This window comes from Shimia sp. MIT1388 (assembly GCF_047124445.1).
Classification (GTDB): domain Bacteria; phylum Pseudomonadota; class Alphaproteobacteria; order Rhodobacterales; family Rhodobacteraceae; genus Shimia.
The window spans coordinates 1,808,861-1,823,298 of sequence record NZ_CP138921.1 but is presented as its reverse complement, the minus strand read 5'-3'; the positions used below and the strand labels follow the sequence as shown (position 1 = coordinate 1,823,298).

At 60.5% G+C, this 14,438-nt stretch carries 14 protein-coding genes; 5 read left to right on the top strand and 9 right to left on the bottom strand.

Going from position 1 to position 14,438, the window contains the following annotated elements; all coding sequences use genetic code 11:
* Nucleotides 1-99 precede the first annotated feature (99 nt).
* Both SIB92_RS08950 and SIB92_RS08945 read right to left on the bottom strand, forming a co-directional pair.
* Nucleotides 100-585, bottom strand: a complete 486-nt coding sequence (locus tag SIB92_RS08950) for a VOC family protein (protein WP_412555462.1) — start codon at nt 583-585, stop codon at nt 100-102.
* 109 nt (nt 586-694) lie between these two features.
* Nucleotides 695-1,378: a M23 family metallopeptidase gene (locus SIB92_RS08945; RefSeq protein WP_412555461.1), complete on the bottom strand. Its 684-nt coding sequence runs from the start codon at nt 1,376-1,378 to the stop codon at nt 695-697.
* An 82-nt stretch (nt 1,379-1,460) separates the two neighbouring features.
* On the opposite strand from SIB92_RS08945, the gene SIB92_RS08940 reads away from it, so the two are divergent.
* Entirely contained in the window at nt 1,461-2,000 is a 540-nt protein-coding gene (locus SIB92_RS08940) for a GNAT family N-acetyltransferase (protein WP_412555460.1), read from the top strand.
* 26 nt (nt 2,001-2,026) lie between these two features.
* Here SIB92_RS08940 and SIB92_RS08935 read toward each other — a convergent pair whose 3' ends face one another.
* Both SIB92_RS08935 and trpS read right to left on the bottom strand, forming a co-directional pair.
* A complete protein-coding gene (locus SIB92_RS08935) occupies nt 2,027-2,533 on the bottom strand; it encodes a DUF5946 family protein (RefSeq protein ID WP_412555459.1) in 507 nt (168 codons plus the stop codon).
* 63 nt (nt 2,534-2,596) lie between these two features.
* The gene (trpS, locus tag SIB92_RS08930; RefSeq protein ID WP_412555458.1) at nt 2,597-3,634 is read right to left on the bottom strand and encodes a tryptophan--tRNA ligase; all 1,038 of its coding nucleotides are present in this window, start codon (nt 3,632-3,634) and stop codon (nt 2,597-2,599) included.
* 100 nt (nt 3,635-3,734) lie between these two features.
* On the opposite strand from trpS, the gene SIB92_RS08925 reads away from it, so the two are divergent.
* On the top strand, nt 3,735-4,421 hold the full coding sequence (locus tag SIB92_RS08925) for a rhomboid family intramembrane serine protease (protein WP_412555457.1): 687 nt from the start codon (nt 3,735-3,737) through the stop codon (nt 4,419-4,421).
* A gap of 9 nt (nt 4,422-4,430) precedes the next feature.
* Here the strand turns inward: SIB92_RS08925 and SIB92_RS08920 are convergent, their stop codons facing one another.
* The 4 genes from SIB92_RS08920 to SIB92_RS08905 all read right to left on the bottom strand — a co-directional run bounded on the left by SIB92_RS08920 (nt 4,431) and on the right by SIB92_RS08905 (nt 10,555).
* Nucleotides 4,431-4,976: an HdeD family acid-resistance protein gene (locus tag SIB92_RS08920; protein ID WP_412555456.1), complete on the bottom strand. Its 546-nt coding sequence runs from the start codon at nt 4,974-4,976 to the stop codon at nt 4,431-4,433.
* 95 nt (nt 4,977-5,071) lie between these two features.
* The gene (gene murJ / locus SIB92_RS08915) at nt 5,072-6,613 is read right to left on the bottom strand and encodes a murein biosynthesis integral membrane protein MurJ (protein WP_412555455.1); all 1,542 of its coding nucleotides are present in this window, start codon (nt 6,611-6,613) and stop codon (nt 5,072-5,074) included.
* Complete coding sequence (locus SIB92_RS08910; protein ID WP_412555454.1) at nt 6,610-9,423, bottom strand: [protein-PII] uridylyltransferase; 2,814 nt, start codon at nt 9,421-9,423, stop codon at nt 6,610-6,612. Before SIB92_RS08910 ends, murJ begins: the two co-directional genes overlap by 4 nt.
* The gene (locus SIB92_RS08905) at nt 9,383-10,555 is read right to left on the bottom strand and encodes a penicillin-binding protein activator (protein WP_412555453.1); all 1,173 of its coding nucleotides are present in this window, start codon (nt 10,553-10,555) and stop codon (nt 9,383-9,385) included. Before SIB92_RS08905 ends, SIB92_RS08910 begins: the two co-directional genes overlap by 41 nt.
* A 93-nt stretch (nt 10,556-10,648) precedes the next feature.
* Here SIB92_RS08905 and rsmI point away from each other — a divergent pair, with 93 nt between their 5' ends.
* From rsmI to gshB, 3 genes are all read left to right on the top strand, one after another.
* Entirely contained in the window at nt 10,649-11,509 is an 861-nt protein-coding gene (gene rsmI / locus SIB92_RS08900; RefSeq protein WP_412555452.1) for a 16S rRNA (cytidine(1402)-2'-O)-methyltransferase, read from the top strand.
* A gap of 28 nt (nt 11,510-11,537) precedes the next feature.
* On the top strand, nt 11,538-11,909 hold the full coding sequence (locus SIB92_RS08895) for a YraN family protein (protein ID WP_412555451.1): 372 nt from the start codon (nt 11,538-11,540) through the stop codon (nt 11,907-11,909).
* A 71-nt stretch (nt 11,910-11,980) separates the two neighbouring features.
* Complete coding sequence (gene gshB, locus SIB92_RS08890; RefSeq protein ID WP_412555450.1) at nt 11,981-12,916, top strand: glutathione synthase; 936 nt, start codon at nt 11,981-11,983, stop codon at nt 12,914-12,916.
* On the opposite strand, the gene SIB92_RS08885 is transcribed toward gshB, so the two are convergent.
* On the bottom strand, nt 12,913-14,427 hold the full coding sequence (locus SIB92_RS08885) for a YifB family Mg chelatase-like AAA ATPase (RefSeq protein WP_412555449.1): 1,515 nt from the start codon (nt 14,425-14,427) through the stop codon (nt 12,913-12,915). The genes gshB and SIB92_RS08885 overlap by 4 nt on opposite strands.
* Nucleotides 14,428-14,438 lie beyond the last annotated feature (11 nt).

The window sequence follows — 14,438 nt, the reverse complement described above, 5'->3', positions numbered from 1 at the left end:
TGGCTCCGTAGGCTTGGATCTTTGGTTGATGCCAAGACTAGGAGGTCGCTGAATCAGATTCGTGACAAGCCGTTTGCAGTTTTGTGACGCTGTCCGGCGTTAAGCCGCCTCTGCGAGAAGGGCTTCGAGTTTCAGCGGGCGACTGTACATTTGCAGGCTGCCGTCGTCGTGGCGTGGCCATTCGGCTGTGTGGCGGTCGCGGTAGAGTTCGACGCCGTTGCCATCGGGATCGTTGAAGTAAATGGCCTCGGACACGCCGTGGTCTGAGGCGCCCAGCACAGGATAGCCAGCGTCAATGACCCGTTGCACAGCGGTCGCGAGATCCGCGCGGGAGGGATAGAGGATGGCGGTGTGGAACAGGCCGGTGTGGTGTTCCGGCGCGGGGCCGCTGCCTTTGCTGCGCCAGGTGTTGAGGCCGATGTGATGGTGGTAGCCATCAGATCCTAGGAAAACGGCGTCGTTACCGAGGCGGCTTTGGACCTCAAAGCCCAAGACATCGGCATAGAAGGCGATCGCGCGGTCAAGGTCGGCGACTTTCAGGTGCACGTGGCCAATGCGGGCGGAGGGGGCGTAGGACGCGGTCATGAGAGGTCTCCTTTGTTGGCAACAAAGGTAGGCAGGCGGCGGAGCGCTGAAAACTTGCGATTTGGCGCGGATTATGTGCGGAAATGCGGAGGGAGGGCGTGGCTGCGGACTATTTGCAGGGCAGGGGCGCGACCATCCGGCCATTTGGCAGGGGTTTTGACGGGGCGTGGCAAGAGATGCGCCCGAGGCCATCACGCCAAAAGTAGTTGGGATCAATGTGGCACGTTGGCCAGTCGTTGCAGCGGCGTACGGCAAAATGCACGTGCGGTGTGTCGCCGATACTCGGGCGGTTGGCTTTTTGTACGTGGCCGACAAGTTGTCCTGCGGAGACTTTCTGCCCTTTGCGCAGTCCCTGAATAGGCACAATATGCACCATTTCCACAAAGATGCGCTGTTTGCTTTTGCCGGGAGACGGACGCATGGAGAAGTTGGATGTGATGCCGACCACGCCGCCCCAGGACGCGTTGTCTTGTTCAATGAAACGAATTTTGCCGTTCAGCGGTGCAATCACGGGCGTGCCGGCCCGTCGACAGAAATCCATGCCTTCGTGGCGCGTGATAGTGCGGGCTGGCTCCACGACGTGATAAGGTGCGCCGTTGCGGAGGCGCGATTTTCCGTAGTCCAGACAGAGGCCAGCTTTGCGTTTGAAGCCACGTGCCACGCCAAACACTACGGGTTTGCCGTTGGCCGAAACCAGAGCGGTCTCTTGCGCTGCAATTGGGTGGCTGGAGACAAGCGCCACTCCCAGAACAGCGGCCGTACATACTTTCTTCAATGAGACAAACCAAACCATGGCTTATGGTTGAGCAGATGATAGGGTCTGTCAAGGTTGGGCCGGATGTGGCGGATCACCAAGATACGTAGGGAAGAGTGTAGTGGCGATAGAAGTTCCAAGGCTTGAAACGGATCGGCTGATCCTGCGCGGGCATGAGCTGGCAGATTTTGAGGATAGCGCGGCGATGTGGGCGGATCCGGAGGTTGTGGCGCGGATTTCGGGTGTGCCGTCGACGGCGGCGGAATCGTGGTCGCGACTGTTGCGCTACATAGGCCATTGGCAGGCGCTGGGCTATGGCTACTGGGCGCTTGAGAGCAAGGTTGATGGCGCGTTTGTGGGCGAGGCCGGGTTGGCGGATTACCATCGGGACTCTCGGCCAAGTGTGCATGGCAAACCGGAAGCCGGTTGGGCGTTAAAAACTTCGGCGCAGGGGCAGGGGCTGGCAACGGAGGCTGTGACGGCGGTGATGGCCTGGGCGGATGATGTGCTGGCCAAAGAGTTTGCGGTGGCCTGTGCGATCTTCGATCCGACCCATGCGGCTTCTGTGCGGGTTGCGGAGAAGGTTGGGTTTGGCAATCCGGTGAAAGGCACGTTTGGGGACCAGGAGGCGCTGTTTCTGGAGCGGGCGTTGGGGCGCTGATCGTTGCCTATGAGCCAAGGATGTTCTTAGAGGCCGGCTTGCGCGATCCACTCTGAAATGTAGGCGTGATGAGTGGCGTAGTCCTGCCATGTCGCCTGCGCCCATTGGCGGACTTTGGCGCTGTGCTGCGTGGTGCTGGCATGGGGCGCAATGTCCGCGACGGTCAGGGTGAACTGTGCTGGAGGGGCCAAGGCGACAAGGCTGGATTTGTGCTCCGACAGGCCGAGCATCACGTCGTTGGTTTCTTTGGGGGGCAGGTCCTGCGCGAGTTGTAGGTTCAGGCGGGCGAGGTGCAGGCCTACCGATTGCACTGCGCGGCGGTCGTTGGGATCGCCGGGGTGTTGCACGGCGTAGGTGTCGACCGTGAGCCGGTGCGTGGGCAGCAGCGCAGGGTCGGTGTACTCAGCAGCCAAGAGGCTGTTGAACGCGGCGAAGCAGCCCGGAGAGGATGTCATATAGGCGTGCGTGGGGCCGGTGATGGCGTCAAACGGGCTGCCACATCCGGGGCAGGTGGTTTGCCTGTTGGGCGTCATAGGGGGACTTCAGCATATGAAAAAGCCGCCCCGAGGGTGGGGCGGCTTTGGAGTTTTGAGGGATTAGGCGCCGACCATGCCGACAATTTCGTAGGTCTTTTTCAGGATTGGCGCGGCGATTTCGCGGGCCTGACCTGCGCCGTGGGCGAGGATCCTATCGATCTCGTCCTGATGCTCCATCAGGCGGGCCATTTCCGTGCTGATCGGGGACAGTTTGGATACAGCGAGGTCAGACAGCATTGGTTTGAACTCGGAGAACTGCTTGCCGCCAACCTCGGCCAGAACCTGATCTACGGTCAGGCCAGACAGACCTGCGTAGATGTTGACCAGATTGCGGGCCTCTGGACGCTCTTCCAGACCTTTGGCCTCAGACGGCAGCGCCTCCGGGTCGGTTTTGGCCTTGCGGATCTTCTTGGCGATGGTGTCCGCGTCGTCGGTCATGTTGATGCGGGAGGCATCAGACGGGTCGGACTTGGACATCTTCTTGGTGCCATCGCGGAAGGACATCACGCGGGTGGCAGCGCCTTCGATCACCGGTTCGGTGATCGGGAAGAAGTCCACGCCGTAGTCGTGGTTGAACTTGGTGGCCACATCACGGGTCAGCTCAAGGTGCTGTTTCTGGTCCTCGCCCACCGGCACGTGGGTGGCGTGGTAGATCAGAATGTCCGCCGCCATCAGCGCCGGGTAGGCAAACAGGCCCAGCGAAGCGTTCTGGGAGTTTTTACCAGCTTTGTCTTTCCATTGGGTCATGCGCTGCATCCAGCCCATGCGGGCGACGCAGTTGAAGATCCATGCCAGTTGGGCATGCTCAGGCGCGGCGGATTGGTTGAACAGGATCGATTTCTTTGGATCGATGCCTGCGGCAATGAAACCGGCGCAGAGTTCGCGGGTGGCGCGTTGCAGCTTGGCAGGGTCTTGCCAGACTGTGATGGCGTGCAGGTCAACCATGCAGAACACGGTCTCATGGGTGCCGGCCTCTTGCATGTCGACAAAGCGCTTCATCGCGCCGAGGTAATTGCCCAGCGTCAGACCGCCCGAGGGTTGAATCCCGGAAAAGACGCGTGGGGTAAAGGTGGAGGACGTTTGGACCGCCTCGTTCATTGGAAATACTCCATCTGGATTTGTTAGCTTGCTTGGCTTATCTCCGAGGCCAAACACCGTCAAGCCGGACCGGCACGCAGGGCGGGTAAGGAGTACAGGCATGTCGCACCCAGATGATCAGAGCCCCGTGAACCCGTTGCCACCGGTGATCACCGCGCTGTTTTTGTTCCTGCTGGGCGTGGAAGCGCTTTTTAGCCTTGGCGCGCGGGGCATCATTGGCGGGGACGCGGCGGCCGGTTGGCGCTTGGCAGCACAATACGACTATGGCTTCTTTGGCGAGATTTTTAACATCATGCGCGAAACGGGGCATTGGCCGCCGGAGCATCTGATCCGCTTTGTCAGCTATCTGTTTGTGCACCACAACTTCACCCATGCGCTGTTTGGTGGCGTGCTGCTCCTGGCGATGGGGAAAATGGTGGGGGAAGTGTTCACCGGCTGGGCAACCCTGGCGGTGTTTATTCTAAGCGGCGCAGTCGGGGCGCTTGGCTATGCGGTCATATTAAACTCGCCGGTCCCGCTATTGGGCGCTTTCCCCGGAGTGTACGGGATGATCGGCGCCTTCACATTTCTGTTGTGGGTCAGTCTGGGCGCGGTGGGAGCGCCGCAAGCGCGGGCGTTTTCGCTGATCGGGATGTTGATGGCGATCCGGTTGGTGTTCAGTCTGATTTTTGGCGGGACGCCGGTTTGGCTGGCGGATCTGCTCGGCTTTTGCACCGGCTTTGCCCTGTCGTTCCTGTTTGTTCCCGGAGGGTGGCAGCGGATCCGCGAAAAGATCCGCCGCCAGTGATATGACCGATTAGGCGGCGTCTTCTTGTGGGGCGTCCGCGTTGTTGGCGCTGCGCACAGCGAAGGCCAGCGCGATGGCGCTGATGCCGTTGGATAGAAGCTCGATGGCCAACAACACGCCCAGCAGCACGGCAGCGGATTGCGGGAAGTTGTTGAGCACCATCAGGCCCAGGATCACCGAGACCAGACCGGACAGCAGCAAGGCCCAACGGGCGCTGCCTTCGAAGTTGGAAAAGCCAAACACGCCCTTGAACACGCCGGACACCAGGAACAGAATGCCTGCGGCAAAGGTCAGAGACAGCAGGCCCTGAAGCGGTTGCGCGATGATGTGTACCCCGATGACCAAGGCGAGCACACCCAGGATCACACCGGCGATTTTTGCGCCTGTGGACGGTGCGCTAAAGGCGGCAAAGGTTTGAAATGCGCCAAGGAAAAGGAAGCTCCAGCCCGCAAAGACTGTGGCGGTTACCGAGGCGGCAAAAGGGTTGGCCAAGGCCAAAACACCCAAGACCACGGCAAGAATGCCGACGATCAACATTACGATCCAATTATTCATGTCTCACTCCCGAGATTAAAGAATGCCTAAGGTTAACGGCACATTAGGGTGCGGGAGCAACTGGTTTCTGAGTCTATTTGTCGGTTTGTGCCCGCTCAACCACGGCGGGCAGCGGCCTTCAACTCGCTGGGAACATAGGCGCCGATGAGGCGGCCAACGGCAAAATACACAACCGCGCCGAGCGTCAGCAGGATCAGCAAAGCCACGTAGCGCCAGCCGGGCAAGCCGAACCATGGCACCAGAATGACCCAGGTCACCCAGAGCGCGCCGCCCATGGCGGCGGAGGCCAGACAGATGCGCCAGAGGCGTTTGCGCAGGCGGGTGTCAAACTTGGCAACTTGGCCGTAGCCGCGCGCGCCAAAGCCGAGTTGAGCCACCATGATCCAGGCGGAAACGGTGGCGGCAATGGCGGGGGCCATCCATTGGATGTAGGGCGCCAGACCAAAGGCCAGCGCGGCGTTCACCACCATGGCCCAGACGGCGTAGTGGAACGGGCGTTTGGTGTCTTCGCGGGCGAAATACAGCGGTTGCAACAATTTTTGCAGCACGAAAGCTGGGAGGCCAAGGGCGTATATCGCCAAGGCGACCGAGATGGCGGCGGTGTCGTCAGAGCCGGTTGCGCCACGTTCATAGAGCACAGAGACGATGGGCAGGGGGATCACCAAAAATGCCACGGCGCAGGGGAGGGTCAGGAACATCGCAAACTCGCTGGCCCGCGAGAATGCGTTTTGGGCGCCTGCGTCGTCGTTGGCTTTCAAGCGACGGGAGAGATCCGGTAGCAGAACAATGCCAATCGCGATGCCAATGACGCCAAGGGGCAGTTGATACAAACGGTCGGCGGCATAAAGCCAGCTCACGGCGCCTTCGGTGTTGGAGGCCACGATTTGCCCAACCACAAGGTTGATTTGCATGACGCCGGAGGCCAGGGCTGCGGGCACGGCGACGCGCACCATGCGCGCCATGTCCGGCGTCCATTTGGGCAGGCGCAGGGAGATACGCAAACCGGCGCGACGAGTGGCAATCCAAACCAGACCCAACTGTGCAACACCGGCGACAGGAATGGTCCAGATCAGCCAGGTGATAACTGCGCCACCGGAGACGTGGCCAAAAATCAGCGCTGGAATAATCAGGATGTTGAGCAGCACTGGGGCGGCAGCTGCGGCAGCAAAGCGGCCGGTGGCGTTGAGCACGCCGGAGAACAGCGCGCCCAAGGACATGAAAAAGATGTAGGGAAACACAATGCGGCCATAGCCGACGGTCAGGTCAAAGCGCGCGTCCCCGGCAAAGCCTTCCGCCGTAAGCCAGACCAGCGCTGGCATGAAGATCATGCCGAGGGCGGTGAGGGTCATCACAGCGGCGAACAGCAGGCTGAGGGCTTCGCTGGCAAAGTGTTCGGCGTCTTCCTCGCCCTCCAGTTTTTTGGAGAACATCGGCACAAAGGCGGCGTTGAACGCGCCTTCGGCAAAAAAGCGGCGGAACATGTTGGGCAGGCGAAAGGCCGCCACAAAGGCGTCCAACAGAGGTCCGGGGCCGATGTAGTTCAGGATCAGAATTTCGCGCACAAAGCCCAGAACACGGCTCATCAGCGTCCAGAAGCCAACGGTCAGAAAGCCGCGCATCAGGCGGATGGGCTTCATGCGCTGGCCCTTTCAGCGCCTTGCTGGATGGCTTCTCGCAGTTTTTTCTCCAGCGTTTTTTGTTTGCCTTCTGCGTGGAACTTCAGGCCAAACATGTCTTTGACATAAAAGGTGTCGACCACCTGTTCGCCAAAAGTCGCGATCACGGCGGAGGCGATATAGACGTTGTTGTTGGCCAGAGTGCGGGTGAGGTCAAACAGCAGGCCCGGACGGTCGCGGGTGTCGACTTCGATGATCGTGTAGATCTCCGAGCCTTCGTTATCAAACAGGATGGTCGTTGGCACCTTGAAAGCGCGTTCCCGCTTTTTGATTACGTCGCGGGATTTGATTGCCTCGGTGGTGACAACTTCGCCTTTGAGGGTTTTTTCGATCATCTGCCGCAAGCGGGGCAGGCGGGCGGCCTCATACGGTTTGTCTTCCGCGTCCTGAATCCAGAAGGCTGCGGTGGCGTAGCCGTCTTTGGAGGTGAAGGTGCGGGCGTCGACGATGTTGGCGCCCACCAGAGCCAGCGCGCCACACATGCGGGAGAAGATGCCGGGGTGGTCCGCCATGGCAAAGCAGACGCGGGTGGCGTCGCGGTCATCGTCCGGGTGCAGGTCGATGCGGACTTCGTTGTCCGGAATATCGCGCAACAGGTCCGCAAACACTTTGTGGGCGGTGATGTGCAGGCCCTGCCAATACGGCTCATAGTGGCGCGCGGTTTCTTTCTTGAGGTCTTTGCTGGGCCAGTCGGACAGTTCTTCGCGCAGAAGTTTCTTGGCCTTGGTGCCGCGGTTTTCGCGGGTGATGGCCTCCATGCCGTCCTCAAGTACAAGTTTGGTTTGACCATAGAGAGCGCGCAGAAGGACCGCTTTCCAGTTGTTCCATGTGTCCGGTCCCACGCCGCGGATGTCACACACGGTCAGGATGGTCAGCAGGTTCAACCGATCCACGGTTTTCACGGCTTTGGCAAAGTCGCGTACGGTGCGCGGGTCGGCAATGTCGCGTTTTTGCGCGGTGTCTGACATCAGCAGGTGATAGCGCACCAGCCATTCCACGGTTTCGCTGTCCGCTTTGTTGAGGCCCAGGTTTGGTGCGACCTTGCGGGCGATTTGCGCGCCGAGCACGGAATGGTCGATGTCGCGGCCTTTGCCGATGTCGTGCAGCAGCATGGCGACCATGAGGACTTTGCGGTTGATGCCGCCGGAGGCAAGGATTTCGGAGCTGAGCGGCAGCTCGTCCTCTAGGTCCTTGCGCTCGATGTCCATGAAGTTGGAGATCACCTGAATGGTGTGCTCGTCCACAGTGTAGGAGTGATACATGTTGAACTGCATCATCGCCACGATGGGCTCAAACTCCGGAATGAAGGCTGAGAGCACGCCCAGCTCATTCATGCGGCGCAGGGCGCGTTCGGGGTTGCCGTGTTTCAGCAGCAAGTCGAGGAACAGGCGGCGCGCCTCTTTGTTGGCGCGGAAGTCGTCGTCGATCAGGTGCAGATTGGCCGTCACCAGGCGCATGGCATCTGGGTGGATCAACATGCCGGTGCGCAAGCCTTCTTCAAACAGGCGCAGCAGGTTCAGCGGATCGTCCAGGAAGGTCTTTTCGTCTGCCACATCGAGCCGGTTGTGCACCATCTTGTAGCCCGGCTTCATGCGCGGTCGGCGGCGGAAGATGCGTTCCAGCAGCGGTTCGGCTTTGGCGTGATTGGCTTCCAGCTTGGTGAGCAGGATGCGGGTCAAGTCGCCCACCGCGGTGGCTTGGCGGAAGAACTCCTGCATGAAGTGCTCCACCGCGCGGCGGCCACCTTTGTCAGTGTAGCCCATCTGATCGGCGATCTCGACCTGCACGTCAAATGTGAGCTGTTCCATGGGGCGACCGGCAGTCAAATGCAGGTGACCACGCACGGCCCAGAGGAAGTTTTCGGCTTCAATGAAGCGTTCCAGTTCGTCTTGCGCCAAGACCTCTTTCTCAACAAGTTCAGAGACTTCGGAGACGTGATAGACGTATTTCGCAATCCAGAAGAGAGATTGCAGGTCGCGCAGGCCCCCTTTGCCTTCTTTGACGTTGGGCTCCACAACGTAGCGTTGGCCTTGCTTGTTGTGGCGTTCATCCCGTTCGTTGAGCTTGGCTTCGATGAACTCCTGCTCGGTGCCTTTGAAGAGCTCCTCTTCGAGGCGGGTATTGAGCTCCTCATCCAAGGGCTCGTGACCGCGCAGGAAGCGGTTTTCCAGAAGGGCGGTGCGGATGGTGAAGTCTTCACGGCCCAGGCGCAGGCAGTCTTTTACGGTGCGCGAGCTGTGGCCGACTTTCAGGCGCAGGTCCCAGAGCAGATAGAGCATGGATTCAATCACGCTCTCCGCCCATGGGGTGATTTTGTAAGGTGTGAGGAACAGCAGGTCGACGTCGGATTGCGGCGCCATTTCACCACGGCCATAGCCGCCTACGGCAAACAGAGCGATGCGTTCGGCTTCGGTGGGCGTGGCCAGCGGATAAAACCTGACAGTGGCGACATGAAAAGCGCAGCTGACCAAGCAGTCGGTGAGCCAGGTATAAGAACGCGTCATGGCGCGGGCGGCGCGCGGTTGCTCTCGGAACGCCGTAGCAATCTGGGCCATGGCGGCTTTGCGCCGAGCCATGAGAAGCGGCACAATCTCTTTGCGCAGGTCGCTTTCCTTGCCGCCCTGTTTCAGGATTTCGGCAAGTTCCGCCGCCACTTCGGCACAATTGAAAATCTCGTCAGCTGAGCAGATCAGCCCCGCGCTGGGCGGGGCTGGAAAGATGTCGCTGGCCTTAGCTGCCAGCGCCTCCAAATCGGGTTGGGGCAGGGTCAATGATTACCACCTTCTTGTCGCGGATCGTGGCCACGGCCAGCCCGCGTTCGTTTGTGCCGTCGGTGCGCAGGCGGAAGATGCCGTTCACACCCTGGAAGCCTGCGCCTTGTGTCAATGCGCCTGTTGTCAGTGCATCAGATTTGCCTTGTTTGACCAGCGCGCCGATTGCCGCAATGCCATCATAGGCCAGCCCGCCAATGGAATGGGGCAGACCGCCGTACGCCTGGGCGTAGCGGGTTTGGAATTGGTTGGTCAGGGTTGGGTCGGGCATCGCGTACCAGCCACCTTGCACGCCGGGCAGTTCCAGCGTTTGTGCGGGGATGTCCCAACGGGTCAGACCCATGTACTGGATAGTTGCCGGGCTGAGGCCTGCTTCAGGTAGAAGCTGGGTCAGCAGTGGCAGTGCGCCGGAGGTGTTGGCGGTGAGGAACAATGTGTCAGCGCCGTTTTGCTCTGCGTTCAGCTTGATCTGGCTGACAGCGGCAATCACGCCTTCCTGCGAGAACTCATAGCCCACCGCGCCGGCGTTGTTGGCGCCCTTGCGAGTGATGGCGTTGGCGATGGCGGTGTTGCCCAGCAGACCAGCCGAATTGTTGGCGTGCACCGTCATGATGTTGCCTTTGCCCTGACCTTTGGCGAAACCCACCAGCCGGTCGGCGGTGTTGTCAAAGGTTGGGCCAAGCACAAACAGGTTGCCGCCTGCGATGGTGGTGTTGTTGGAGAAGGACAGAACGTTCACGTTGCGGGCTGCCACGGCTGTGGCGGCGGCGTTGGCGGCTTCGCCAAACACAGGACCAAGAATGATTTTGGCGCCTTCGTTCACCGCTTGGACGGCGACGGCTTGGGCGGTGTTGGGATCGCCTGCCGTGGCGTAGACACGCAGATCAATCTTCACGTCGCCGAGATCTGCGATTGCCAGTTTGGCTGCGTTCTCAAGGCTTTGCGCCAGAAGGGCGTCACCGGAGTTGCTGGAGCCTTTGGGCACCAGAAGCGCCACAGGCACGGGTGCTGAGGCGTCGATTTTTGGACCGGAGCTTCCGGTGGTTTCCACACAAGAGACCAGCGCCAGCGTGGACAGCCCTGCGACCGCCCCTTTCACAAAGCGTTGGGCGGGTTTAAGAAAAGACAACATAGGTAAGCTCCACTCCCGTTGGGGTCACGCCCGTGATTGAGGTCCGGCCGCGTTGCTGCCGAATAATAAACGAGTGAAAAGGCGGGTCCAGCTATGAATCACCAGACCGTGAAATTGCAGCCCGGTTTGTACTTTGTCGCCACACCCATTGGCAGTGCGCGCGACATCACCTTGCGGGCTTTGGATGTGCTGGCCAGCGCCGATGTGATTGCGGCGGAAGACACGCGGTCGATGAAGAAACTCCTTGAAATACACGGGGTGCCGCTGAGTGGGCGGCCCGTGCTGGCCTACCACGATCACTCCGGCGAAGGCGCACGGGGCAAGCTTTTGGGCTATCTCGAGGCCGGTAAAACGGTGGCTTATGCCTCAGAAGCCGGTACGCCATTGATTGCCGATCCGGGCTATCACCTGTCAGTTACTGCGGCGGAAGCTGGCCATCTGGTGACCAGTGCGCCGGGGCCAAGTGCGATCATCACGGCTTTGTCGCTCGCTGGCCTGCCAACGGATTCGTTTTTCTTTGCAGGGTTTCTGCCAAACGCCAAAAAGGCACGGCAGACGGCCTTGGAGGCGGTGCGGGAGGTGCCGGGCACGCTGGTGTTTTACGAATCGCCCAAGCGGGTGGCGGCCATGGTGGCGGATGCGGCAGAGGTGCTGGGCGGTGGGCGTAAGGTGGCTGTGGCGCGGGAACTGACCAAGAAGTTTGAAGAAGTGCTGCGCGGATCGTTGGATGAGTTGGCAGCAGAGTTGCCGGAGCGCACGATCAAGGGCGAGATTGTTGTGTTGATCGACCGACAGCGGGGAGAGGCGGCCAGCGAGGATGACATCGAAGGGGCTCTCAAAGAAGCGCTGGAGACTTTGTCGGTGCGGGATGCCTCGGATGCGATTGCCAAGGCTTATGGCATCAACCGGCGCAAAGTGTACCAATTGGCCTTGAAGTTGCAGAAGGCGGGGTAGGCCGCCGGAGGTTAGGCATAGGTTTGGTATGAGTGACAGGCGCAGGGAAGATACCGGGCGCAGCAATTATCTGGCCGGGCAGGCCGCCGAGGACGCGGCTTTACGTCATTATGAGGCGCAGGGGCTGACGCTGGCGAAAGCGCGGTGGCGTGGCAAGGCGGGCGAAGTGGACCTGATCCTGCGCGATGGCGACGAACTGGTGTTTGTCGAGGTCAAGCACAGCCGCAGTTTTGACAGCGCGGCGGCGCGGCTGCTCCCAAAACAAGTTGAGCGGCTGATGCGCGCGGCGGAAGAGTTTGCCCGTGGGGAGCCCAAAGGCCTTCTGACCGAGATGCGGTTTGATGTGGCCCTAGTGAATGGGCAGGGCGAGGTTCACATCCTTGAGAATGCGCTTTGGTAAGATCATGCGCCCCATTGCAAGCGGGGGTGGCATGGGCCATGTAAGTGTGGACTTATTATCAGGGTGCGCACATGAAAATCGCCTTTCAAATGGATCCGATCACCTCGGTCGACATCAATGCTGACAGCTCTTTCCGCATCGCCGAAGAGGCGCAGGCGCGGGGGCATGAGCTGTTTTATTACTCGCCCGATCATCTGGCTTATGAAGAAGGCGAGATCACTGCTCGGGGTCATTCCATGGTGGTGCGGCGCGAGCAGGGCAACCATGTGGACCTGGGGCCGTTTGAGCGGGTGAACCTGAAGGATTTTGACGTGGTCTGGCTGCGCCAGGACCCGCCGTTTGACATGCACTACATCACCAGCACGCATTTACTGGACCGGCTGGCGCCGGACACGCTGGTGGTGAATGATCCGTTCTGGGTGCGAAACTACCCGGAGAAGCTGCTGGTGTTGGATTTCCCGGATCTGACGCCGCCAACCACAATTGCGCGGGATCTTGAAACGATTAAGGAATTCAAAGCCAAGCATGGCGATGTGATCCTGAAACCGCTGTATGGCAATGGTGGCGCAGGAGTGTTCCGTCTGGATGCCAATGACCGCAACCTGACCTCGCTGCATGAGCTGTTCACGGGCTTCAGCCGTGAGCCGCTGATTGTGCAGAAATTCCTGCCGGATGTGAGCAATGGCGACAAGCGGGTGATCCTTGTGAACGGCGAACCTGTGGGCGCAATCAACCGTGTGCCAGCGGCCGGGGAGACGCGGTCGAACATGCACGTGGGTGGACGTCCAGAGAAGATTGGGCTGACCGAGCGCGACTTGGAAATCTGCGCCGCGATTGGGCCGCTGCTGCAGGAGAAGGGGCAGATTTTTGTCGGGATCGACGTCATTGGCGACTATCTGACGGAGATCAACGTGACCTCACCCACCGGCATTCAGGAGCTAGAGCGGTTTGACGGGGTGAACATCGCCGAAAAAATCTGGGAAGCGATTGAGGGCAAGCTGGCCTAAACCTCTTGCGTTGTGGTGAGGCGGAAGCTGATGGCTTCTGCCAGATGGGGGCGGCGGATTTGTTCGGCGCCCTCTAGGTCCGCGATGGTGCGGGCCACGCGCAATACGCGGTGATAGCCGCGTGCGGTGAGGCCAAAGCGCTCTGCCACTTGTGAGAGTAAGGCGCGGCCCTCGGCGTCTGGTCTGGCGATTTCTTCCAAAGCTTGGCCGTGGGCGTCGGCGTTCACGCGGATGCCGTCGAGGTTTGCGAACCTCTCTGTTTGGAGGGCGCGGGCGGCAGCGACGCGATGGGCAACTTGCTCCGAAGTGTCACCATCGTTGGGCAGGTCGAGGTCGCGGAAGGCCACCGGAGGCACCTCGATGCGCAAGTCCAGTCGATCCATGAGGGGACCGGACAAGCGGCCAAGATACTCCTGACCGCAATCCGGCACACGAGCGCAGGCTTGGGCGGGGTCATACATGTGGCCGCAGCGGCAGGGATTTGCGGCGGCGATCAGCATGAATTTGCAGGGGTAAGTGACGTGCGCGTTGGCGCGGGCGATCATGACCTGGCCGGTTTCAATGGGCTGGCGTAGGGTTTCCAGCACGGGCCGCGAAAACTCCGGCATTTCATCCATGAACAGCACGCCGTTGTGGGCGAGGGAGATTTCACCGGGCTGCGCACGTCGACCACCGCCTACTATGGCGGCCATGGACGCGGAGTGATGCGGTTCCCGAAACGGGCGGGCACGGGAGATGCCGCCTTGCTCTAATATGCCCGCCACGGAATGGATCATCGAGGTTTCGAGCGCTTCGGCAGGGCTCATGGGAGGCAGGATGGTGGGCAAACGGGCCGCCAGCATGGATTTGCCAGAACCGGGGGAACCCACCATAAAAAGATGATGGCGTCCGGCCGCCGCGATCTCCAAAGCGCGTTTAGCGCGTTCCTGGCCTTTCACGTCACGCAAGTCGAGAGAACTGCTTTCGCCTTGAACTTCTCCGGGTTGGGACGGGGCAAGTGGGGACTGGCCGGTGTAGTGACGCACAACGTCAGCCAAGGAGGCCGCGCCAATCACTTGGGTGGCGGCAACCCAAGCGGCTTCGGGGCTGCTGACCGCGGGGCAGAGCAACATGCGGTCTTCTTCCGCCGCACTCATGGCGGCGGGCAGCGCGCCGGTGACTCCGATAAGAGAGCCGTCGAGTGACAGTTCGCCGAGGCTCACGGTGCTTTCTGACGCGTCTTCGGGGATGATGCCAAGAGCCGCCAATAAGGCCACGGCGATGGGCAGGTCAAAATGGCTGCCCTCCTTGGGAAGGTCCGCCGGGGACAAGTTGATGGTGATGCGTTTGGAGGGCAGGGCAATGGCCATCGCTGCGAGCGCAGCGCGGATACGGTCGCGGGCCTCAGAGACAGCTTTATCCGGCAGGCCGACGATGGAGAAAGCGGGAAGGCCCGGCGCAAGGGCGCATTGCACCTCTACCTGATGCGCCTCAACCCCTTCAAAAGCCACGGTGTAAGCCCGTGCAACCATGGCAAAACCCT

Excerpts from the sequence above, each read along its gene's own strand:
- SIB92_RS08950 (WP_412555462.1), bottom strand. The coding sequence starts at position 585 with ATGACCGCGTCCTACGCCCCCTCCGCCCGCATTGGCCACGTGCACCTG.
- SIB92_RS08945 (WP_412555461.1), bottom strand. The coding sequence starts at position 1,378 with ATGGTTTGGTTTGTCTCATTGAAGAAAGTATGTACGGCCGCTGTTCTG.
- SIB92_RS08935 (WP_412555459.1), bottom strand. The coding sequence starts at position 2,533 with ATGACGCCCAACAGGCAAACCACCTGCCCCGGATGTGGCAGCCCGTTT.
- trpS (WP_412555458.1), bottom strand. The coding sequence starts at position 3,634 with ATGAACGAGGCGGTCCAAACGTCCTCCACCTTTACCCCACGCGTCTTT.
- SIB92_RS08925 (WP_412555457.1), top strand. The coding sequence starts at position 3,735 with ATGTCGCACCCAGATGATCAGAGCCCCGTGAACCCGTTGCCACCGGTG.
- SIB92_RS08920 (WP_412555456.1), bottom strand. The coding sequence starts at position 4,976 with ATGAATAATTGGATCGTAATGTTGATCGTCGGCATTCTTGCCGTGGTC.
- murJ (WP_412555455.1), bottom strand. The coding sequence starts at position 6,613 with ATGAAGCCCATCCGCCTGATGCGCGGCTTTCTGACCGTTGGCTTCTGG.
- SIB92_RS08905 (WP_412555453.1), bottom strand. The coding sequence starts at position 10,555 with ATGTTGTCTTTTCTTAAACCCGCCCAACGCTTTGTGAAAGGGGCGGTC.
- rsmI (WP_412555452.1), top strand. The coding sequence starts at position 10,649 with ATGAATCACCAGACCGTGAAATTGCAGCCCGGTTTGTACTTTGTCGCC.
- SIB92_RS08895 (WP_412555451.1), top strand. The coding sequence starts at position 11,538 with ATGAGTGACAGGCGCAGGGAAGATACCGGGCGCAGCAATTATCTGGCC.
- gshB (WP_412555450.1), top strand. The coding sequence starts at position 11,981 with ATGAAAATCGCCTTTCAAATGGATCCGATCACCTCGGTCGACATCAAT.
- SIB92_RS08885 (WP_412555449.1), bottom strand. The coding sequence starts at position 14,427 with ATGGTTGCACGGGCTTACACCGTGGCTTTTGAAGGGGTTGAGGCGCAT.